This is a genomic window from Marivivens sp. ABH4_498, from assembly GCF_056160585.1.
Map to the genome: position 1 here is coordinate 701881 of NZ_JBSWXL010000001.1, position 21047 is coordinate 722927.

The 21047-nt window shown below is 55.9% G+C and carries 24 protein-coding genes; 12 read left to right on the forward strand and 12 right to left on the reverse strand.

What is annotated here, in order from left to right; all coding sequences use genetic code 11:
- Positions 1 to 42 precede the first annotated feature (42 nt).
- Together ACXAGA_RS03600 and ACXAGA_RS03605 are read left to right on the forward strand one after the other, a co-directional pair.
- The gene (locus ACXAGA_RS03600; RefSeq protein WP_475116129.1) at positions 43 to 633 is read left to right on the forward strand and encodes a GcrA family cell cycle regulator; all 591 of its coding nucleotides are present in this window, start codon (positions 43 to 45) and stop codon (positions 631 to 633) included.
- A gap of 165 nt (positions 634 to 798) precedes the next feature.
- Positions 799 to 1485: an SGNH/GDSL hydrolase family protein gene (locus tag ACXAGA_RS03605; RefSeq protein ID WP_475116130.1), complete on the forward strand. Its 687-nt coding sequence runs from the start codon at positions 799 to 801 to the stop codon at positions 1483 to 1485.
- Positions 1486 to 1526: 41 nt separating this feature from the next.
- On the opposite strand, the gene ACXAGA_RS03610 is transcribed toward ACXAGA_RS03605, so the two are convergent.
- Positions 1527 to 1853, reverse strand: a complete 327-nt coding sequence (locus ACXAGA_RS03610) for a winged helix-turn-helix transcriptional regulator (protein WP_475116131.1) — start codon at positions 1851 to 1853, stop codon at positions 1527 to 1529.
- Between the two features lie 132 nt (positions 1854 to 1985).
- Between ACXAGA_RS03610 and rimO the strand changes: the two genes are divergently transcribed.
- Positions 1986 to 3359 carry a 30S ribosomal protein S12 methylthiotransferase RimO gene (rimO, locus tag ACXAGA_RS03615; protein WP_475116132.1) on the forward strand — a complete coding sequence of 458 codons (1374 nt, stop codon included), beginning with the start codon at positions 1986 to 1988 and terminating at the stop codon, positions 3357 to 3359.
- A gap of 60 nt (positions 3360 to 3419) precedes the next feature.
- Positions 3420 to 4085: a hypothetical protein gene (locus ACXAGA_RS03620; RefSeq protein WP_475116133.1), complete on the forward strand. Its 666-nt coding sequence runs from the start codon at positions 3420 to 3422 to the stop codon at positions 4083 to 4085.
- 23 nt (positions 4086 to 4108) lie between these two features.
- Here ACXAGA_RS03620 and ACXAGA_RS03625 read toward each other — a convergent pair whose 3' ends face one another.
- Together ACXAGA_RS03625 and ACXAGA_RS03630 are read right to left on the reverse strand one after the other, a co-directional pair.
- Positions 4109 to 4480, reverse strand: a complete 372-nt coding sequence (locus ACXAGA_RS03625; protein ID WP_475116134.1) for a YigZ family protein — start codon at positions 4478 to 4480, stop codon at positions 4109 to 4111.
- An 8-nt stretch (positions 4481 to 4488) separates the two neighbouring features.
- Positions 4489 to 4893 carry a hypothetical protein gene (locus ACXAGA_RS03630; RefSeq protein ID WP_475116135.1) on the reverse strand — a complete coding sequence of 135 codons (405 nt, stop codon included), beginning with the start codon at positions 4891 to 4893 and terminating at the stop codon, positions 4489 to 4491.
- Here ACXAGA_RS03630 and ACXAGA_RS03635 point away from each other — a divergent pair.
- Positions 4892 to 5305: a hypothetical protein gene (locus tag ACXAGA_RS03635; protein ID WP_475116136.1), complete on the forward strand. Its 414-nt coding sequence runs from the start codon at positions 4892 to 4894 to the stop codon at positions 5303 to 5305. The two genes, ACXAGA_RS03630 and ACXAGA_RS03635, sit on opposite strands and share 2 nt — an antisense overlap.
- Before the next feature lie 116 nt (positions 5306 to 5421).
- Here ACXAGA_RS03635 and ACXAGA_RS03640 read toward each other — a convergent pair whose 3' ends face one another.
- Entirely contained in the window at positions 5422 to 6117 is a 696-nt protein-coding gene (locus ACXAGA_RS03640; protein ID WP_475116137.1) for a M48 family metalloprotease, read from the reverse strand.
- 121 nt (positions 6118 to 6238) lie between these two features.
- Here ACXAGA_RS03640 and ACXAGA_RS03645 point away from each other — a divergent pair, with 121 nt between their 5' ends.
- Positions 6239 to 6472, forward strand: coding sequence for a hypothetical protein (locus tag ACXAGA_RS03645; protein WP_475116138.1), 234 nt, complete (start codon positions 6239 to 6241; stop codon positions 6470 to 6472).
- Here ACXAGA_RS03645 and ACXAGA_RS03650 read toward each other — a convergent pair whose 3' ends face one another.
- Entirely contained in the window at positions 6473 to 6721 is a 249-nt protein-coding gene (locus ACXAGA_RS03650; protein WP_475116139.1) for a DUF167 domain-containing protein, read from the reverse strand.
- Between the two features lie 90 nt (positions 6722 to 6811).
- Between ACXAGA_RS03650 and ACXAGA_RS03655 the strand changes: the two genes are divergently transcribed.
- Complete coding sequence (locus ACXAGA_RS03655) at positions 6812 to 7405, forward strand: nitroreductase family protein (protein ID WP_475116140.1); 594 nt, start codon at positions 6812 to 6814, stop codon at positions 7403 to 7405.
- The gene (locus ACXAGA_RS03660; protein ID WP_475116141.1) at positions 7402 to 8091 is read left to right on the forward strand and encodes an EI24 domain-containing protein; all 690 of its coding nucleotides are present in this window, start codon (positions 7402 to 7404) and stop codon (positions 8089 to 8091) included. The genes ACXAGA_RS03655 and ACXAGA_RS03660 overlap by 4 nt, the downstream gene beginning before the upstream one ends.
- On the opposite strand, the gene ACXAGA_RS03665 is transcribed toward ACXAGA_RS03660, so the two are convergent.
- Both ACXAGA_RS03665 and mce read right to left on the reverse strand, forming a co-directional pair.
- On the reverse strand, positions 8092 to 8391 hold the full coding sequence (locus ACXAGA_RS03665; RefSeq protein WP_475116142.1) for a DUF1467 family protein: 300 nt from the start codon (positions 8389 to 8391) through the stop codon (positions 8092 to 8094).
- 73 nt (positions 8392 to 8464) lie between these two features.
- Positions 8465 to 8869 carry a methylmalonyl-CoA epimerase gene (gene mce / locus ACXAGA_RS03670; RefSeq protein WP_475116143.1) on the reverse strand — a complete coding sequence of 135 codons (405 nt, stop codon included), beginning with the start codon at positions 8867 to 8869 and terminating at the stop codon, positions 8465 to 8467.
- Between the two features lie 138 nt (positions 8870 to 9007).
- Here mce and ACXAGA_RS03675 point away from each other — a divergent pair, with 138 nt between their 5' ends.
- On the forward strand, positions 9008 to 9733 hold the full coding sequence (locus ACXAGA_RS03675) for a response regulator (protein WP_475116144.1): 726 nt from the start codon (positions 9008 to 9010) through the stop codon (positions 9731 to 9733).
- A gap of 125 nt (positions 9734 to 9858) precedes the next feature.
- Positions 9859 to 10035: a hypothetical protein gene (locus ACXAGA_RS03680; RefSeq protein WP_475116145.1), complete on the forward strand. Its 177-nt coding sequence runs from the start codon at positions 9859 to 9861 to the stop codon at positions 10033 to 10035.
- Here ACXAGA_RS03680 and ACXAGA_RS03685 read toward each other — a convergent pair whose 3' ends face one another.
- From ACXAGA_RS03685 to ACXAGA_RS03700, 4 genes are all read right to left on the reverse strand, one after another.
- On the reverse strand, positions 10036 to 11229 hold the full coding sequence (locus ACXAGA_RS03685) for a DUF1501 domain-containing protein (protein ID WP_475116146.1): 1194 nt from the start codon (positions 11227 to 11229) through the stop codon (positions 10036 to 10038). It abuts the gene before it with no gap.
- The gene (locus ACXAGA_RS03690) at positions 11226 to 12611 is read right to left on the reverse strand and encodes a DUF1800 domain-containing protein (protein ID WP_475116147.1); all 1386 of its coding nucleotides are present in this window, start codon (positions 12609 to 12611) and stop codon (positions 11226 to 11228) included. Before ACXAGA_RS03690 ends, ACXAGA_RS03685 begins: the two co-directional genes overlap by 4 nt.
- 85 nt (positions 12612 to 12696) lie before the next feature.
- Positions 12697 to 14481, reverse strand: coding sequence for an aspartate--tRNA ligase (gene aspS, locus ACXAGA_RS03695; protein ID WP_475116227.1), 1785 nt, complete (start codon positions 14479 to 14481; stop codon positions 12697 to 12699).
- A 99-nt stretch (positions 14482 to 14580) separates the two neighbouring features.
- Entirely contained in the window at positions 14581 to 15669 is a 1089-nt protein-coding gene (locus tag ACXAGA_RS03700; protein WP_475116148.1) for an aminodeoxychorismate synthase component I, read from the reverse strand.
- 344 nt (positions 15670 to 16013) lie between these two features.
- Between ACXAGA_RS03700 and carB the strand changes: the two genes are divergently transcribed.
- A complete protein-coding gene (carB, locus tag ACXAGA_RS03705) occupies positions 16014 to 19325 on the forward strand; it encodes a carbamoyl-phosphate synthase large subunit (protein WP_475116149.1) in 3312 nt (1103 codons plus the stop codon).
- A gap of 131 nt (positions 19326 to 19456) precedes the next feature.
- Positions 19457 to 20569, forward strand: a complete 1113-nt coding sequence (locus tag ACXAGA_RS03710) for a beta-ketoacyl-ACP synthase III (protein WP_475116150.1) — start codon at positions 19457 to 19459, stop codon at positions 20567 to 20569.
- Here the strand turns inward: ACXAGA_RS03710 and ACXAGA_RS03715 are convergent, their stop codons facing one another.
- Complete coding sequence (locus ACXAGA_RS03715; RefSeq protein ID WP_475116151.1) at positions 20570 to 21016, reverse strand: hypothetical protein; 447 nt, start codon at positions 21014 to 21016, stop codon at positions 20570 to 20572. It abuts the gene before it with no gap.
- Positions 21017 to 21047 lie beyond the last annotated feature (31 nt).

Here is a 21047-nt window from a genome sequence, read left to right on the forward strand (position 1 = left end):
GGATGCCGCGCTGCGCCCGCCAAAAATGTCAAAGGAACTCATATGTCCTGGACCGACGAACGCGTCGAGCTGTTGAAAAAGATGTGGGGCGAAGGCCAATCCGCAAGCCAGATCGCTAAAGAACTGGGCGGCGTTACACGTAACGCTGTGATCGGCAAAGTGCACCGTTTGGGCCTATCCAACCGCGCGACCAGCGCGGGTGCGGCAGCCGCCCCCAAAGCGGCCAAGGCCGAGGCACCAAAGCCGGCCCCAGCGCCGAAGCCCAAGGCCAAGCCGGCCCCCAAACCAGAGCCGAAAGCCGCAGAGCCTGCCGCCGCGCAGCCCCCTGCCACTGTGCCAATGAGCCCAGCACGCAAGGCGATTATCCCTGCAGGACAGCCTTTGCCGCCGCAACCATCGGCCAACGAAATTTCGCCCGAGGCACTGGCCCGCGTGAACGAGGTGGAAAAAACCGCCAAGAAAATTTCTCTGATGGAATTGACCGAACGCACCTGCAAATGGCCGATCGGTGACCCAGCAACATCAGATTTCTGGTTCTGCGGTCTGCCCGTCCAACAGGGCAAACCATATTGCGAAGCGCACGTTGGCGTGGCCTTCCAACCCATGAGCGCGCGCCGCGATCGCCGCCGCTAATTGGCACCACGATTTTACGGATCAACCCGCCCATTGAGGCGGGTTTTTTCATGCGAATCACCCATCCCCCGCTCAAGGCAGGTTTTCCGACCTAATTTGAACGCATTTCACCCGTTATAAATCACTGTGATATCATTTTTATGCCCACACAGATTCAGGTGGCACATGTTGCGCTGGTTTTTCATCGTCTTGGTCAGCCTTTTGGCCATGTCCTGCACTGATACGGTCGAGGATCCCTCGGAACCGCAAATATTGCTGATGGGCGATTCCATGATGGCGTTCAATCGCCTGTCGGGAAACAGCGTGGCGGATCACCTGCAGGATCGTTTGGGCACGAATGTCATAGATCGATCCGTTTCCGGCGCGCGCCTGATCTATAACCTACCCGTCAGCGGCGCCGCAGGTATGAAAATCCAAAGCCAGTACCTGACCGGCAATTGGGAATGGATCGTCATGAATGGCGGCGGCAACGATATCCTGTTCGGCTGCGGTTGCGGCGCCTGTGATCGACGTCTGGACCGCCTGATTTCCGCCGATGGGCAAACCGGCGTTATTCCCGACACAATCCGCGACCTGCGCGAAACGGGCGCTCGGGTTCTTTACACCGGATATCTGCGTACCCCCGGCGTTAATGGTCCGATTGAATCGTGCGGCCCCATTGGCGACGAAATGGACGCGCGGATCGCCCGATTTGCCGAAGGTGATGATGGTGTGGTGTTTGTATCGCTGGCCGAACTGGTGCCCCATGGCGACCGCAGTTTTCACGGGCTCGATCTGATCCACCCATCCGCCAAAGGAAGCAATGCTATTAGCGAATTGGTCGCGAACACGATCATGAACGAAAGCCAATAAATATCATTTCTCACCATTGGGTAATAAATGATATAGCAGGTTTATCGACCATTTTCCCGCTTTGCCCATTCTGCCAACGGCGCCAGCGCCTCTAGCAGCGTTTCGCCCTGCGGGGTCAGCGCATATTCGACCCGCGGCGGGATCACGGCGAACGCTGTGCGGCTGATCAACCCGTCCCGCGTCAAATCATCCAACGCGCCGGTCAGCACTTTGTCCGAAACGCCCGCCAATGCGTCCTTTAAATCGCCATATCGCAGGGTCTGTTCAGACAGGATCGCCAAAATGCGCGGCTTCCACCGTTTTGACACCAAACCCAGCGCCATTTCATAAGGACAGTCAGAATTGCGGTTTCGATACGTGTATAGCATTTCTTACCAATACGAAACCAAAGGCGGCCTGCATAGCCCCCTTTGACTTACCAAAAGGATAGAAACGCGATTTTGATCGTCGCAGCTCTGTAATCTCTTTAACGGCAGCAGATTCAGGATTATAGGGCTGTCATGTCTCAAAATCCGCCAAGCTTGCGCCCTGATCTGGCGCCAAAGCCCCGCTTCGATACTGAAAAACGCGACGGCCAGCCGACGATCGGCATGGTCTCTTTGGGCTGTCCCAAAGCGTTGGTCGATAGCGAACGGATTTTGACGCGCCTACGCGCCGAAGGTTACCAGATCAGCCCCGATTACACGGGCGCGGACGCGGTGATCGTGAACACTTGCGGTTTTCTAGATTCGGCCAAGGCTGAATCGCTGGACGCCATTGGCGAAGCGCTGGTCGAAAACGGCAAAGTCATCGTGACCGGCTGTTTGGGCGCGGAACCTGATTACATCCGCGAACATCACCCGAATATTCTGGCCGTCACGGGCCCGCATCAGTACGAACAGGTGCTGGATAGCGTGCATGCCGCCGTGCCGCCAAAACCTGATCCCTTTGTGGATTTGCTGCCTGCGTCGGGCGTGAAACTGACGCCGCGCCACTACAGCTATCTGAAAATCTCCGAAGGCTGTAACCACAAATGTAAATTCTGCATCATCCCAGATATGCGCGGCAAACTGGCGTCGCGCCCAGCCCATGCGGTCATCCGCGAGGCGGAAAAACTCGTCGATGCAGGTGTTAAGGAACTGCTGGTCATTTCCCAAGACACCAGCGCCTATGGCGTTGACATCAAACACAAAACCGAACGCGAACACCGTGCGCACATCACTGATCTGGCGCGCGATTTGGGCAGTTTGGGTGCGTGGGTGCGTTTGCACTATGTCTACCCCTACCCGCATGTGCGCGACCTGATCCCGCTGATGGCGGACGGGCTGATCCTGCCGTATCTGGACATCCCGTTCCAACACGCGCACCCCGACACGCTAAAACGCATGGCGCGCCCTGCAGCGGCGGCGAAAACGCTGGACGAAATCGCGGCGTGGCGGTCGGTCTGCCCAGATATGACCCTGCGCAGCACGTTTATCGTGGGCTACCCCGGCGAAACCGAGGATGAATTCAACACTCTGCTGGATTGGCTGGACGAAGCGCAATTGGATCGCGTCGGCTGTTTCCAGTACGAAAACGTGGACGGAGCGCGGTCGAACGACCTGCCCGATCATGTCCCCGCCGAGGTGAAACAGGACCGCTGGGAACGTTTCATGGAAAAGGCACAGGCCATTTCCGAGGCGAAACTACAGGCCAAAGTCGGCAAAACGGTCGAAGCGATCGTGGACGACATCGACGAAGACGGCATCGCCACCTGCCGCACATGGGCCGACGCGCCAGAGATCGACGGCAACCTATTCATCGACGAAGGCACCCAAGGGTTGTCCGTCGGTGATATCGTTAAGGTTGAGGTTGATGAGGCTGGGGAGTATGATTTGTGGGGTAACCTAGGGTAAGAGAATTGTGCAAAAAGTAAATTTTATAAGAATCGGAGCTGGCCTACTGCTATAGCTCTGGTGGCATTGCTATTTCGCCCACTTCACCTCCCAACTAAAGATGATCTAGAGCTATTCTATCAAAATAGAACTTGGGAAGTCTGGGGCGCGATTGCAGCGATTTTCACTTGGATCGGCTCGGAAGTTTATTCTTCTCCAAGCGGTAAGAATGCCGTTGCTTCGAAGACAAAGAGCACGGCGCCAAACGCTTCGATACAAACAAGAATTAAACCTACACAAGGTGATCGATCTCTGTATCACGAGATACACGAGCACTTTAATGGCATACAGCGATTCTTGGATGACATAGGTCAGTCCTTTGATGTTCTGCAGTTGGACCGGCTCACAGATTTGGAGAAGCTCCTCAAAAACCCTAACAAGTTTTTTGATCATGATAGTCTGCAAGCGAAATTTAAATGCCTGAAAAGCGATGCTGATCTACTGATGGAATTTCTGGACCACTCGGCCGATCGACCCGCCCCCGATACTCGGGTAATTTTAAATCCCGATATTTTTGACCAACCCCAAAGCCTAGTTGAGGCAGTAGGGATACCTAAGAAATCGCCACAATATCGGCTCAAATTCCTGCAAGCTACGGCTGCTCAAGGTAAGCAGCTTAACAAGAGCTTCACGGAATTACACAAAACTTGGCGAACGCTATATCCTGATGAAAATATCCCAGAGTAAAGCTAGGTCTTTTTATCATTATTCTATTTGTTAATAGTTTTTCTTCGCTCCATCCCCTCCAAATAAACCCGCACAGCATCCTGAACGTGTCGGAACCTGTCTCCGCCCAGATGTTTGCCGCCGAACCAGCGGGTGACGCAGATGAGGTGACCGCGTAGGCCTTCGCGTTCCAGCATCCGCACGATCACCATGCCTGCGCCGCTTTCTCCGTCGTCGTTTTTCAGCGGGCCGTTGTCCAGCAGAACGGCCCATGTGTTATGGGTCGCTTTGGCGAACTTTTTGTTTTTACACAGGGTTTTGATGAATGCCTTGGCGTCCTCGGGCGAATTGACGGGCGCGCCGGACACCGAATATTTCGATCCGCGGTCGGAAATGATGTTATCCAGAATTTTCATGCGCGCCGTTATAACGCGTGCCGCACGATTTCCCAGATAAAGAACATGATGACAAAGGTCAGGGCGTAGACTTCCCATTTGCGCAGCTTGACCAGCTTTACAGGCTCTAGCGGCGGCTGGTGGAATTCCTGACGCGGTTTGGGCGGCTCGATCATATTGACCTTTTTGGCCTTTACCAGTTCGGCCAACAGCTGATCGCCCGTTTGTTGTTTGCCATAGCGCGTGGAAATCCGAACGGTCGGCCACAGCGGGAATTGCTGCATGTTGCCTGTGGCGTCTTCGACGGTCATCGCTAAAACGGATGTGTCCACCACATCAAAACCAACGATGTTTACTTTTTCTTCGGGGCTATCTTCGCGGCCAGCGTCGTGGATGACTTTGGCGGGCAGCACGGTTTTAACGGTATAGCTCATGATGGCACCTGCAGGTGCATCACAGGCGCATCACGACGGGCGCAAATATGACAGCACATTGGAAAGGCCACGTAACTTCGCTTTCGTTACGCCAAAGCCCACCCAACGTTTGGCGCGTTTACCGTTTCATTGCATCTTTCAGCTGCCGCTGGTGGGCGCATCCGCTCCACACACCGATGCTGCTATTATCACTAATCCACCCCCGCGCGCGGTTCCTGCGCGGACACTTACGGCACGTTTCGGACAGGTCATGAACATTTGTCGCATTCATGTGTCCATCTTCGACCGCAAGGAACAGTTCGAGACAACAACGCGGCGTACCAGCAACGTCTTTAGACTTTTGGAACGTCTTATGTTGTATAGAGCCCATGTCAAAATCCCCTTCGGTGCAGTGAACTTTTCGTTCAGGTAGGGTAACGACCGACGGACTGACCATTTTATCCATCCGAGTGAATTATTTTCAAAAAATGTGCCAAAAGGTCCGATCCGCTGAAAATCGGGCATGGGAAAACTCTACCAATGGGTATGTTAATTCAGGCCTGCGACCACGTTTTGAACGGCCCGAACACGGTCTGCATTCGCCGGATGAGACCCTAAAAACCGGTCACCAGGATCAGGGATTCGGAAAAAGAACTGCGCCCCTTTCCACGCATCATACCCTGCGATCGTGGAGATACGTGCGGCCATCCTGTCGGCTTCTAATTCATAGTCTTTGGAATAGGCGCGCGCGCCAACGGCGGCCCCCAGTTCCCGTGCCAGCGTCACATCTTCTGGCACGCCGGACCCAGCAAGCCCTGCAAGGCCGCTGAAAATCTCGGCTCCGATCTGGGCGTTGCGCTGGGTTTGTTCCAGATGGCCCGCGATGTGATGCGATGCTTCGTGACCCAGAACAAAGGCCAGTTCGTCATCGTTCTGAATGTCGTCCAGCAATGCGGTGGTAAAGGCGATCACTGGGCGCCCACGTTGATCCACCGTTTGATAGGCATTCGCGGGCATGTTCGCTGCGGTGTCGACAACGATCAGAAAATCGCAATCCCGTTGAATGGTCACCTCGCGGCAAATGCGTTCGATCACAGGTTCAACGTTGTCCACCACGCGCAGAAACTGGGCCCGCTGCGCTAGGTCCGGTTCGCTGTTTCCGACCGTTGGCATAGGGCCGATTGGTGCCATCACGCACCCTGCCAACGACAACGCTACAAACATTGCTGCAAATACGATCCGCATCGAAATTCCCTATATTCAACGCCCTATCATTTCTGCAACCGCAGCAAAGGTCAAAGCCCGATCAATCACAGGTTCGCCATCAGGGCTTTTCTTTGGGGAAACTCGGGCGTAGGCTGACCTTATGTTTACCATCGAGCATGATTTTGACGCGACTGTCGTCACATTGGTCGACGAAGGCGGCACCCACCTTCAAGAGGATATTACGGTATCCGCATTCGAAGACTGCATTACAATCGAACAACTGGACGCGCGGACGGATCAGGTGATGAAAATCACGCTGTCGTTTTCGCAGCTTCAGGATCTAGAGGCCGCGCTGGACCTACCAGAGGGCGTCTATCGCCTACGCAAAGACTGATCAGTCGATCTGGATGACCTTGTCGCGCGATGTCACGCCTTTCACGACAGTCAGGCGTGATTTCGGCACGCCCAAAGCCTTGGCCAGTAGTTTCACGACCGCTGCGTTCGCTTTGCCGTTTTCGGGCACGGCGGTCACGTAGACACGTATCTGATCGCCCTCGACCGTGATACGGTCGCGGCTTGCCTTGGGTGTCACGCGCACAGCGATCATCGCGCCAGAGCTCATAAAATGTGTCAGGTCCGTCATAGAAAATTAGTTTAGACCGCCGATACTGCGCAGGCTAGTGATTGAATTTGCTGGATCAAACCCCGATATCTGGCCCAACAGGAGATTTCGATGACCAACACAACAATTGCACCGCTTGCCCATAACGATGCTGTTATGGAATTTTTGACCACCCGCCGTTCGCGCCCTGCCAAAACGATCAAAGGCCCCGGCCCTGATCGCGCAGCATTGGAAACCATCCTAACGGCCGCAGCACGCACGCCCGACCACGGCGCGTTGGTGCCTTGGCGGTTTATTGTGTTGGGCGATGAGGCGTTGACCGCCTATGCCAACACCCTGCAGGCCGCTGGCGAACGTCTGGGCGTGGAACAGGCAAACATCGACAAACCCGCTGGTGTTTATACTCAATCGCCCTGTGCCGTTGTGGTCGTGTATTCGCCGAAACCCGCCGCCAAAGTACCCGAGATTGAACAGCTATATTCGGCAGGCGCTGCTTGCCTGTCGTTGGTGAATGCAGCATTGGCATCGGGCTGGGCAGCAAGCTGGGTTTCAGGCTGGCACAGCCACGATCCGCAACACGTCGCAGATCAGTTAGGCGTAACCGCAGATGAAAAGGTCGCTGGCATCATCCATCTGGGCACGGAATCCATGGTTCCACCAGAACGCCCACGCCCAGATCTATCCAACATCGTGACGTGGAAATGATTTTTACCGATTTCGCCAAAGCCGTTGCCCAACTGTCGGATTCACGTTTCCAGCGCGTTCTGTTTTTGGGCATCGGGCTGGCTTTGGGCCTATTGGTCCTGATTTACATGGCGCTGGTCGGATTGATCAGCTGGGCCGACCCATCGTCGGTTAGCTTGCCCATTGTCGGTCAGGTCGGTTGGCTAAACGGGTTCTTTTCCATCGGGTCCTTGATCCTGATGATGGTGCTGTCCGTGTTTTTGATGGTGCCTGTGGCATCAGCCATGACGTCGCTATTTTTGGATGACGTTGCCCAAGCCGTTGAACACAAACATTATCCGCATCTGCCAGATGTGCCTGGCCCATCCTTTTGGGATGGCGTGGTCGATACGGTGAATTTTCTGGGCGTGCTTATTGCGGCAAACATCATCGCGTTCGCGCTGTCGATCGTATTTCCGATCTTTGCCGTTCCAATTTTCGTCGGCCTAAACGGATTTCTTCTGGGCCGAGAATATTTCACTTTGGCTGCCATGCGCCGCGAAGGTCGTCAGGGCGCCAAAATTCTGCGCAAACGTTACTCTGCGCAAATTTGGTTCGCTGGGTGTTTGATGACCGTGCCGTTGATGGTGCCGATCCTAAACCTGCTGATCCCGATATTGGGGGCTGCAACGTTTACGCACCTTTATCACCGACTGGCGGCGCGCTGATTATTCAGTCGCCGCTGGCTGCGATACTTCTGGTGTGCTCATCCGTTGAAAATAATCCAGATCGCGGACGCTAATGACGCCCGAAAGGATAACGCCGGTGATCAGCGCCCAAATCGGCACGGCGATCAGGGTGGTGACCCAAGCCGTGCGTTTTGCCGAAAAATTCGCAGGCGCCGACGCGTGTGTACCCGGAACGACTTCGCCGGCTTCACCTTGGGTCGTTAAACGCATCGGCAACACGCAAAACAGCGTCATGAACCAAGTCACAGCTAGCAATACCAAAGCCGAAGTTATGGCCATCGGATCCTCCTAAATACAAACGGGGCGGATATCCCGCCCCGCGTTACATACGCCGATTAGATCGCGGGACAAGTCACACTTGCTCTAGTTCGACCAGCGTGCCTTGAAAATCTTTGGGGTGCAGGAACAACACGGGTTTGCCGTGCGCACCGATTTTCGGTTCGCCACTGCCCAAAATGCGCGCGCCCTTTTCGACCAGCTGATCACGCGCGGCTAGAATATCGTCCACTTCGTAGCAGACATGGTGAATGCCGCCCGACGGATTCTTTTCCAGAAACCCGTTGATCGGGGAATCGTCGCCCAGCGGGTACAGCAATTCGATTTTGGTATTCGGCAATTCGATGAACACCACGGTCACGCCGTGATCTGGTTCATCTTGCGGTGCGCCAACATTCGCGCCCAGCGTGTCACGGTATTGCGCGGATGCGGCCTCTAGGTCTGGCACGGCGATGGCGACGTGATTCAAGCGTCCGATCATTTTGGAATCTCCCTATGTCTGCGCAACTTTATTACGCACCCGCAGCATTTTGCAAAGCGGTCGTTGCGTCGCAGGTTAACCGATCATCAACCAAGCTGCGCAATCATGACCCATAATCCCCCTGCCAGAGGATTCGCTATGGATACCCAAGACGATTTTCTACTGACCCGCCCACCAACCGCGGAACGTCCCCTGATGGGGGTCACACTTTTATTGGTCGAAGACAGCCGTTTCGCCTGCGAAGCGATGCGTATGATGGCGTCGCGTTCGGGCGCGCGGTTGCGCCGTGCCGACAGCATTGCCAGCGCGCGCCAACACCTGCGGATTTATCGACCTTCGGTTGCGATCATCGATCTGGGGCTGCCCGACGGATATGGCGAAGACCTGATTTCCGAACTATCCCGCGCAACACCCCGCGTCCAAGCCATTTTGGCAACCAGCGGCGATCCTGACGGAGAAATGCGCGCAAAAATATCTGGCGCCGACGGATTTATGTGCAAACCTTTCAATAGCCTAGCCGCGTTTCAAGCCGCCATTTTAGACCACATGCCGATGGATCGCCGCCCCAAAGGCCCGCGCCGTTTGCCGGCCGCAACAATAGCGCCAGATCGCATTGCCTATCGCGATGACCTGACCCAGATCGCACGCCTGATCGCAACAAACGCGGACCCCAGAACGCTTGATTACGTGCATCAATTCCTGTCAGGCGTTGCAGAATGCGCGGACGACCAGCCGATTTTGCAGGCGCTAGATGAATTGCAATCACTTCGTCAAAACGGCCAACCTATCGGCCCGCAAATGCGTGCTCTTTCGGACCTAATCGAAACGCGATTACTGGAAACCGAACACAACAGCCTAAACTAACGCCGTCATTTTTTCGCCCCAATCAGGCGAACGAAACCTCAAAAATGGCACAAACCGTCCGTTAACGCGTCCAAGTCTTTCGTCACAAACGTATCAGACGAACAACCAAGACTAGGAAAAGCGACATGGCCGAAATTATGGAACGGTTCTGGAACGACGACAAAGGCAGCAACGCGGTTGACTGGTTGGTGCTGTCGGCAGGTCTGGTCATGCTGTCCATTGCGATTTTCGCGGTCATTGACACCAGCGCCAGCAACATCGCGCAGGATGATTCAGCGGTCGCCACAATCGCTGGCGTCTAATTAGCCAAAGAATTTCGGGTCAGTGCCCATATCGACCCCCGGAAACACCGCATCACGAATAACGTCCAACGGCACATCTGTGGCCCCGCGCATGATCCAACCTGCAATCGCGCGGACATCTTGGGTCGGCATCAGATCGCGGCGCGCGTATAAATCAGCCTCGGCCAAACCTGGCCAGTCACATACAACGCGCCCCCCGCGGATTGCGCCCCCCGCCGTAAGCATTGCGCCACCTGTGCCGTGGTCGGTGCCTTGGTTCCCGTTTTCCGCAACCGTGCGCCCGAATTCTGTCATCGCGACAACGGCTGTATTTTGCCAAATCGGCCCTAGATAGGCCCGCAAGGTCAGGATCACATCAGACAGATTGGCGAATGATTTTCGCAAATTGCGATTTTGTTTGACGTGCGTATCCCAGCCATTCAACGAAAAACTTGCGATGCGCGCGTCGCCCGCCAACCGAGACGCCGCAAATTTCGCAATTTCAACATGCCCCCCATTTGACCCGCCCATCATCATGTCGTCATCGGCCATGTCATCGGATGCTGTTAACCCCTGAGCGATGTTAATCGCGTCCAAACTGGCCTGTTCAAATAGTGGGTCCCCTTCGTAGACGCGCTGTAGCAAACGTTGCGCTTGGGGGCTTAGAGATAGTGTCGCGTCGGGCGACCAACTGGACACGTCTGCCTGCCCCGACAAAATCAACATCTGTTCGCGCCCCACAGCATAGGCAATTTCCGGATCGGACGCGGGCAAATGGGATACCAAACGGTTCAGCCATCCGCCATCGACATCCCCCACCTGATAGCCACCTGCCTCTAGAATATCCTGTCCGTCAAAATGGCTTCGTTTATCGCGGTAGGGCGTGGATACGGCGTGCACAAATCCCAATTCGCCCGCTTGCCATAATGGCCACAGCGGAGCCAAATCACCGTGCATGGCGAAAAATCCATCCAGATCAAAGGCCCCTTGATCGGGCGACATCGCCAAATTCGGTCGATAGTCCGCAAAAGCCGGATCTCCATAGGGCTGCACCATATGCAAACCATCCATAGCACCACGCAGGACAATCACGACCAACCGCGTGTTCCACGGCGCCGAAGCAAAAGCGATCGGCGTCAAAAACGGTGACGCAGCCGCCGAACAGCCCAGCGCCAAACCTTGTTGTAAAAATCCACGGCGTCCAATCATTGTCATCTCCGTTGAAACGCAGCAGAGGCCAGAACGATCCCCACGCCATCGCGCACAGATTCAGCGGCATGTGCGGCAAAGCGCAATTCAGCATCCGCGCCGTTGCCCAGCGCCGTCACCACAAAGTCCCGAGGGTCTGGCAATTCATCCACCCAGCGCTCTGGCGCTGTCATCGCCCAATTGATCCGGCCCGCCATGCCTTGCGGTGTCACCCATGCTTCGGCCTCTTCGGGCCAACCTTCGGGACTGATGGGGTGTTCCCATTCCTGACCCATCGTCTGCATAGGTACGTAAATGCCGTTCTTAATATGCGTATGCTGTGCGTTGAAAATTCGGTCCGCGTCCGTGCCCAGCGCCCTGAACGTCGATGTGACAAACCCCATCGGCTGTTTGACCTTTTGGGCGTTTGGTTCCCATGCAGCGTCATGCGTCAACAACGCCTCATAGACCGCCATCAGGTCGCCCCCTGTTTCGGAAAAACGTCCCGCAATGGCCGCAACCAAAGCCGTATCGGGTTCATCTGACACGAAATGCACGACCAATTTGCGGGCGATGTGAAACGCTGTGTCGGGGTGCGCCGCGATATCATCAACCGCAGCGCGCAGCACAGACATGTCCGCAACGGCCATATACGTGCGGCCTAAAACAGTTTCTGCGCCAGGTTCCGCACGACCCGCATCAAAATATAGCCCGCGATCAGGGCGATAGGTCAGCCCCGTCAACAGTTCAGCCAATTCGCGAACGTCATCTTGGTCATAGCTGCCGTCAATGCCTAGCGTGTGCAGCTCTAACATCTCTCGAGCGAGGTTTTCGTTCAATCCCAACCCGCGCCGCAGACCGAGCACACTGTTGGGTCCATAAGACCGCCCCTGATCCAGATAGCCGATCATCATTGGATGGGTCACAACGGCCCACAGCAGATCGGCAAATCGGCCCGTCATATTCGGCCGGATCGCTGTTTCAATATAGGGCGCAACCAAATGGCTGCTTTCATGCACACGGGAGGCAACGGTAAAGTGGTCCCCCCAAAACCGCGCAAGCCGTTCGCGAAACGCATCTTCGGTCCATGCGCCGCGCACTAGGTTGGTTCGGAAATGCAGCCATTCCGCATCGCGGCGGGCTTTTCTTTGGGCGCGATATCGCGCTTGCACTTCGGCAATGGCAACGGGGTCACCGGATTGGTCGGCGGCACTGCGTTCACGGCGCATCAGACGCTGTTCCAACAATGTCGGGTGCGCAGCATCAAACAACGGGATCGGAAAACGTGCGGCATCTGCATCGAACCGCGTCAAACGATCCAACATATCATCTGGCGCAGTCGGCGACGTGACATGCGGTGACAATCCCAGACCATACCGAATTTGCGCAATTTCTGCCTCTGTGCGCATACCGCCCCCTTTATACGATTCACCACTACATAACAAAAAGGCCGATAGGTTTCCCTACCGGCCTTTGAAATCAGCGGAAAAGTGATCAGTCTTCTTGTGGGATCACACGCAGCGACAGTTCGCGCAGCTGTTCGTTTTGCGGCGCGCTAGGCGCGTTCATCATCAGGTCTTCGGCGCGCTGGTTCATTGGGAACATCATGACTTCGCGGATGTTCGACTGTTCAGCCAGCAGCATGACGATACGGTCGATACCCGCAGCACAGCCACCGTGCGGAGGAGCGCCGTAGTGGAACGCGTTAAACAGCGCACCAAAGCGGTTCTTAACCTCTTCTTCGCCGTAACCAGCCAGTTCGAACGCTTTGACCATGATTTCAGGTTTGTGGTTACGGATCGCGCCCGACACCAGTTCGTAGCCGTTACAAGCCAAATCGTACTGATAGCCTTTGACCTCTAGCGGGTCGCCCATCAGCGCGTCCATACCGCCCTGAGGCATCGAGAACGGGTTGTGTTCGAAATCGATGTCGCCGGTTTCTTCGTCTTTTTCGTAGATCGGGAAATCCACGATCCAAGCGAATGCAAAACGGTCCTTGTCGGTCAGGCCCAGTTCTTCGCCGATGACGTTACGAGCTTTGCCTGCAACGGATTCGAACGCTTTGGGTTTACCACCCAAGAAGAACGCAGCATCGCCAACGCCCAGACCCAGTTGCTGACGGATCGCTTCGGTACGCTCTGGGCCGATGTTTTTCGCCAATGGACCGGCAGCTTCCATGCCTTCGCCCTGATCGCGCCAGAAGATGTAGCCCATACCAGGCAGACCCTCTTTCTGTGCGAACGCGTTCATGCGGTCACAGAATTTGCGGCTGCCGCCTTTGGGCGCAGGGATGGCACGGATTTCGGTGCCTTCTTGTTCCAGCAGTTTCGAGAAGATCGCGAAACCAGACCCTGCAAAGTGTTCGGAAACAACCTGCATCTTGATCGGGTTACGCAGGTCAGGTTTGTCCGAACCGTACCACAGCGCCGCGTCACGGTACGAAATCTGTGGCCATTCTGCTGGGTTATCGACTTTTTTGCCGCCGCCGAATTCTTCGAACACGCCAGCCAGAACTGGGGAAATGGTGTCAAAGATATCTTGCTGGGTCACGAACGACATTTCCATGTCCAACTGATAGAAATCGGTTGGCGAACGGTCAGCGCGTGGATCTTCGTCGCGGAAACAAGGCGCGATCTGGAAATATTTGTCGTAGCCCGACACCATGATCAGCTGTTTGAACTGCTGAGGAGCCTGAGGCAGCGCATAGAATTTACCTGGGTGCAGACGCGAAGGCACCAAGAAATCGCGCGCGCCTTCTGGGGACGATGCGGTGATGATTGGCGTCTGGAATTCGCGGAAACCGTTGTTCCACATGCGTTCGCGCATCGAACGCACAACGTCCGAACGCATTTTCATGTTGGTCTGCATCACGTCGCGGCGCAGGTCCAGATAACGGTATTTTAGGCGGGTTTCTTCTGGGTATTCCTGATCGCCGAACACCATCAGCGGCAGTTCGCCAGCCGATCCCAGAATTTCGATATCGCGAACGAAAACCTCGACTTCGCCGGTTGGCAGTTTCGGGTTCACCAGTTCAGGATCACGTGCTTTGACGGTGCCGTCGATGCGGATACACCATTCGCTGCGGACCTTTTCGACCTCTGCAAATACAGGGCTGTCAGGGTCACACAGAACCTGCGTAACGCCGTATGTATCACGAAGGTCGATAAACAGAATGCCGCCGTGGTCGCGGACGCGGTGGACCCAGCCCGACAGACGGACGGTTTCACCAACGTTTTCTTTGGTCAGCTGAGCGCAATTGTGTGTGCGATAGGCGTGCATGAATTCAATATCCCTTAGGGTTTTCGGGGTTTCGAGCCGATACACAGCGTTCATGCCCAGATGTCAAGCAAAGCCGCGTCATTCGCGGCGAAACTTATACTAAAACTGCGCGAAACGGGCCTTCCACAGGGCCTCTTGGTATTCGTCGGCAGCGCGGGAATCCCAGACGATGCCGCCCCCAACATTCAGCGTGGCGCGGTCCCCATCGACGGTCAGGGTGCGGATCGCCACGTTAAATTCGCTGTCGCCGCTGGGTGCGTACCACCCGATCGACCCGCAATAAATATCGCGCGGCGCGGGTTCCAGTTCGCGGATGACCTCCATCGCGCGGACTTTGGGTGCGCCTGTGATCGACCCGCAGGGGAACAGCGCGGTCAGGATATCGGGCAACGTCACGCCGTCATTCAGTTCGGCCCGCACACGGCTGATCATTTGATGCACCGTCGCAAAGGTCTGGACGTGGAACAGGTCGGGCACCTTAACCGAACCAGCCTTTGACACGCGGCTGATGTCATTGCGCAGCAAATCCACGATCATCAGGTTTTCGGCGCGGTTCTTTTCGTCCGACGATAGGAACGCTTTGTTCGCGGCGTCCTCTTGCGGGGTGGCGCCGCGCGGCATGGTGCCTTTCATCGGAGCCGTTTCAATCACGCCGTTCGTGGTGCGGAAAAACAGTTCGGGCGACCGCGATAGGATCGTGGGGCCGTCTTGCTGCACAAACGCGCCGTGGCCAACGGGCTGATGCGCGGCCAAAAGGGCATAGAGCGCGGCAGGATCGCCCGACACGGTGGTTTCGATCGGAAAGGTCAGATTTGCCTGATAGATATCGCCAGCCGCGATATAGTCCCGCACACGTTTTATGGCATCCGCATGGTCCGATTGCGACCAAACAGGGCGCAGCGCCCCGATATCGCCGCCCGCATCCGGCAATGCACCATCGGACCAGCCCGAATACACACCAAATCGCAACAACGGCAGGTTTCGATCCGCTGGCATCAGGTCCGCCAGCTTCGGCTCTAACGCGTAGCCCAGTTCATAGCTGCAGTACCCCGCCAGCCATCCGTCCGCATCCGCCAGCGCCGCAAATGCGGCAGGAACGTCGCCTGGTGTCCATGCTTCGATGATCTGATCGGGCGCATCAAACTGGGCGGCGGTGCCGTTTGGGCCTTTGTCAAAATAGATCTTCATCGCTGCAATCTATGCGTCCTAGTTGGGTTTGGCATCGTGACACCAGATAATCGCGCAAATCACAACCGCAATTGTCCGAACCGATTCTGTTGATGACGGAAATGAAACGCGATGCGGCGTTATCAATGGCCGACACCTGCAATTTTTTTGCCCGCGCGGCCCGTCGGTTTTGGAATTTTATTGCGAATAATCACGTCACATTTACGCTGGGTGCGAAAACTGGGCCGAAAACGGGGAACATGCGCATTAGCCCCTTGCGCCGCGCCGTTCGATGCCTATAACGCCCAACAATTTGAGCGCCGCACGCGCTCTGTTTTCTGCTGCCAAAAACATATGAGGGTCCTATGCCGAAGAGAACCGACATCCAGTCGATCATGATCATCGGAGCGGGGCCGATTATTATCGGTCAGGCTTGTGAATTCGACTACTCTGGCGCACAGGCCTGTAAGGCGCTGCGCGAAGAGGGTTACCGCGTTATTCTGGTAAACTCGAACCCTGCGACGATCATGACCGACCCAGGTCTGGCTGACGCGACCTACATCGAACCGATCACCCCAGAGGTCGTTGCGAAAATCATCGAAAAAGAACGCCCCGATGCGTTGCTGCCAACCATGGGCGGCCAAACGGGCCTGAACACGTCGCTGGCACTGGCCGACATGGGCGTTCTGGAAAAATACAACGTCGAAATGATCGGCGCAAAACGCGAAGCCATCGAAATGGCCGAAGACCGCAAATTGTTCCGCGACGCGATGGACCGTCTGGGCATCGAAAACCCCAAAGCGACCATCGTCACCGCGCCTGTTGATGCCAACGGCAAAAAAGACCTAAAGGCCGGTCTGGCCATCGCGATGGAAGCACTGGAAGAAATCGGTCTGCCTGCGATCATCCGTCCTGCGTTCACTTTGGGCGGCACAGGCGGCGGCGTTGCATACAACCGCGAAGAATACGAACACTATTGCCGTTCGGGCATGGACGCATCGCCAGTGGGTCAGATCCTGGTCGATGAATCCCTGCTGGGCTGGAAAGAATACGAAATGGAAGTTGTCCGCGACAAAGCAGACAACGCGATCATCGTATGTTCGATCGAAAACGTGGACCCGATGGGCGTTCACACAGGCGATTCCATCACTGTGGCGCCTGCACTGACCCTGACCGACAAAGAATACCAGATCATGCGCACCGCATCGATCGCGGTCCTGCGCGAAATCGGCGTGGAAACTGGTGGTTCGAACGTTCAGTGGGCCGTTAACCCCAAAGACGGCCGTATGGTCGTGATCGAAATGAACCCACGCGTGTCGCGTTCGTCGGCTCTGGCGTCCAAGGCAACCGGTTTCCCAATCGCGAAAATCGCGGCGAAACTGGCTGTTGGTTACACGCTGGACGAACTGGACAACGACATCACCAAAGTGACCCCAGCGTCGTTCGAACCAACAATCGACTACGTGGTCACTAAAATCCCACGTTTCGCGTTTGAAAAATTTGCAGGTTCCGAACCATACCTGACCACCGCGATGAAATCCGTGGGCGAGGCAATGGCGATTGGCCGAACCTTCCACGAATCCATGCAAAAGGCATTGGCATCGATGGAAACGGGCCTGACCGGTTTCGACGAAGTCAAAATCCCGGGCGCACCAGACAAAGCTGCTGTTTCCGCCGCGATTTCCAAAGCGACCCCTGACCGCCTGCGCACCATCGCGCAATCGATGCGTCACGGTTTCACCAACGACGAAATTCAGGCGATCACGTCGTTCGATCCTTGGTTCCTTGACCGCATCCGCGAAATCATCGACGCCGAAGAAGACATTCGTAAAAACGGCCTGCCTGTCGACGAAAAAGGCCTGCGCAAGCTGAAGATGATGGGCTTTACCGACGCGCGTCTGGCGAAACTAACAGGCCGCGACGAAGATAACGTGCGCCGCGCACGCCAGAATCTGGGCGTTGTGGCAACCTTCAAACGCATCGACACCTGCGCGGCAGAGTTCGAAGCGCAGACCCCGTACATGTATTCGACCTACGAAGCCCCAGCGATGGGCGACGTTGAATGCGAAAGCCGCCCGACCGACCGTAAGAAAGTCGTCATCTTGGGTGGTGGTCCAAACCGTATCGGTCAGGGTATCGAATTCGATTACTGCTGCTGTCATGCGTGTTTCTCGCTAACCGAACAGGGTTACGAGACGATCATGATCAACTGTAACCCAGAAACCGTTTCGACCGACTACGACACCTCGGACCGTCTGTATTTCGAACCGCTGACGTTCGAACACGTGATGGAAATCCTGCGCGTAGAACAGGAAAACGGCAACCTGCACGGCGTGATCGTTCAGTTCGGCGGCCAGACCCCGCTGAAATTGGCAAACGCATTGGAAGAATCTGGCATCCCGATCCTTGGTACGTCGCCAGACGCGATCGACCTGGCCGAAGACCGTGAACGTTTCCAGGATCTGGTGAACCGCCTAGACCTGAAACAGCCAGTCAACGGCATCGCGTCCACCGACGAAGAAGCGTTCAAAATCGCGGCTGAAATCGGTTTCCCACTGGTGATCCGCCCATCCTACGTTCTGGGTGGCCGCGCGATGGAAATCGTGCGCGATCAGGCGCAGCTGGAACGCTACATCAACGAAGCGGTTGTTGTGTCGGGTGACAGCCCTGTTCTGCTAGACAGCTACCTGTCGGGCGCAACCGAAGTTGACGTCGACGCACTATGCGACGGCGAAAACGTCCACGTTGCAGGCATCATGCAGCACATCGAAGAAGCCGGCGTTCACTCGGGCGACTCGGCTTGCTGTCTGCCGCCCCACACTCTGCCAGCGGACATCGTCACCGAAATCCGCCGCCAGACCAAAGAATTGGCACTGGCGCTGCAAGTCAAAGGCCTGATGAACGTTCAGTTCGCGGTCAAAGACGGCGACGTTTACCTGATCGAGGTGAACCCACGCGCATCGCGTACCGTTCCGTTCGTGGCCAAGGCTGTGGACAGCGCGGTTGCATCGATCGCGGCACGTCTGATGGCGGGCGAACCGCTGTCGAACTTCCCTCTGCGTGCGGCTGATGCCCCTGAAAAAGGCAACAACCCGTTCGAATTGGCCGACCCGAACACCCCATGGTTCAGCGTGAAAGAGGCAGTTCTGCCGTTCGCACGTTTCCCTGGCGTTGACACCATCTTGGGCCCAGAAATGCGCTCGACCGGTGAAGTCATGGGTTGGGACCGTTCGTTTGGCCGCGCGTTCCTAAAGGCACAGCTGGGCGCAGGCACGCACCTGCCGACCGAAGGCAACGTGTTCATTTCGATCCGCGACGACGACAAAACCGCAGACATGGTCACAGCCGCGAAAACGCTGACCGATCTGGGCTTTGGCATTCAGGCCACCCGCGGCACCGCTGCGTTCCTGTCGGAAAACGGCGTTGCGTGTGAAACCGTGAACAAAGTCTACGAAGGCGGCCGCACCATTGTGGACCTGCTGAAAGACGGGAAAATCGATCTGGTGTTCAACACCACCGAAGGCGCACAAGCGGTCACAGACAGCCGTGAAATCCGTTCGGTCGCGCTGTACGACAAGATCCCGTACTTCACCACCGCAGCAGGCGCCCAAGCCGCCGCACAGGCCATGCAAGCCCGCGACGAAGACGACCTAACCGTCCGCAGCCTGCAAAGCTAAGCGCACAGCACATCACATACAAAAGGCCGGTCCCTGTGACCGGCCTTTTCGTTACGTCACGTCCGCCCTGCGACGTTATGGACAATCCCTTCGTTAGCGCACAAAATCCATGCACTGCGAAGGAGGCCCCAATGCATAGTGTTGTTCTGACTGCCACCGGCGTTTTCACGCCGCCACATGCCATTTCCAACGACGAATTGGTGCAGGCGTTCAATGCCTATGCAGATCTGCAAAACGAACAACACGCCGATGCGATTGCTGCGGGCGAACGTGCGGCGGTCCCCCATTCCAGTTCTGAATTCATCGTCGCAGCATCCGGCATCGAAAGCCGTTACGTGATGACCAAAGACGGCATTCTGGACCCGACCCGCATGTATCCGCGCTACACTGAACGCAGCGATGACGCGCCGTCGATGATGGCGGAAATGGGCGTTGCGGCTGCACAGATCGCATTGGACCGTGCTGGGTTAAAAGGCGAAGATATCGATCTGATCCTATGTGCCGCGTCCAACATGGAACGCGCCTATCCCGCGATGGCCGTCGAAATTCAGGACCTGCTGGGCGCGGGCGGCATGGCGTTTGACATGAACGTGGCTTGTTCATCGGCGACTTTCGGCATTCAAACCGCCGCTGACATGATCCGCGCAGGATCGGTGCGCCGCGCGATGGTCATTTCGCCTGAAATCACATCGGGTCATTTGGAATGGCGCGACCGCGATTGCCATTTCATCTTTGGCGATGTGGCGACGGCTGTCATTCTGGAACGCGACGAAGGTCAGGACGGTTTCAGCGTGCTGTCCACCCGCTGCGCATCGAAATTTTCGAACAACATTCGCAATAACATGGGGTTCCTGCGCCCGACCCGTGACGCCATGGACGACCGCCGAGACATGCGGTTCATGCAAAACGGCCGCAAAGTATTCAAAGAGGTGCTGCCTTTGGTCAGCGCCCACATCGCCGACCACATGGCAGACGAAGGCATCGCAGCGGACGATCTGAAACGCCTGTGGCTGCATCAGGCCAACAAAACCATGAACGACTATATCGGGAAAAAGGTTCTGGGCCGCACACCAGAGGACGGCGAACAGCCCAACATCTTACAAGACTATGCCAACACATCGTCTGCAGGGTCGATCATTGCGTTTGATAAATATTCTGACGATCTGACGTCTGGCGATGCCGGTCTGATCTGTTCGTTCGGCGCAGGTTATTCCGTCGGTTCGGTCATCCTGCGCCGTAAATAATTAAACTGCTTCGTCTTCTAGGTGCAGTTTCATTTCGATCAGCACCTTTTGCAGGGCAACCGTTTCGCGCAGCAGGCGTTTTGCTTCGTTGATGGAAATCACACCGTCTTCGATCGACTGGTTGTATTCGGCCATCAGCATTGCAAATCGTTGGCTTAGCGCGATCACATCCGAATTAATGCCGCCGCTTTTGCTGTTCGAAGGCGACTGATCCAACGAAATGGATGCGCCTTTCAGCTCTGCCAATGCCGATGTGACATGTGGGTAAGATGCTGCGGCTTCTAGGGCTGCAACTGCATCAACCGGAATGTATCGGTCGGAATGTTCATCCGCTTCGGAATAATAACGCCCCAAAGTTGCTTTGGATTTACCGGTCAATCGGCAAGCTGCCTCGATTCCGACGTCCTTAACCAAAGCTTCGGTATGTTTCTTCAGATAGCTATTCAACGTACTGTTTTCCCCAAAAACATGATGGCCC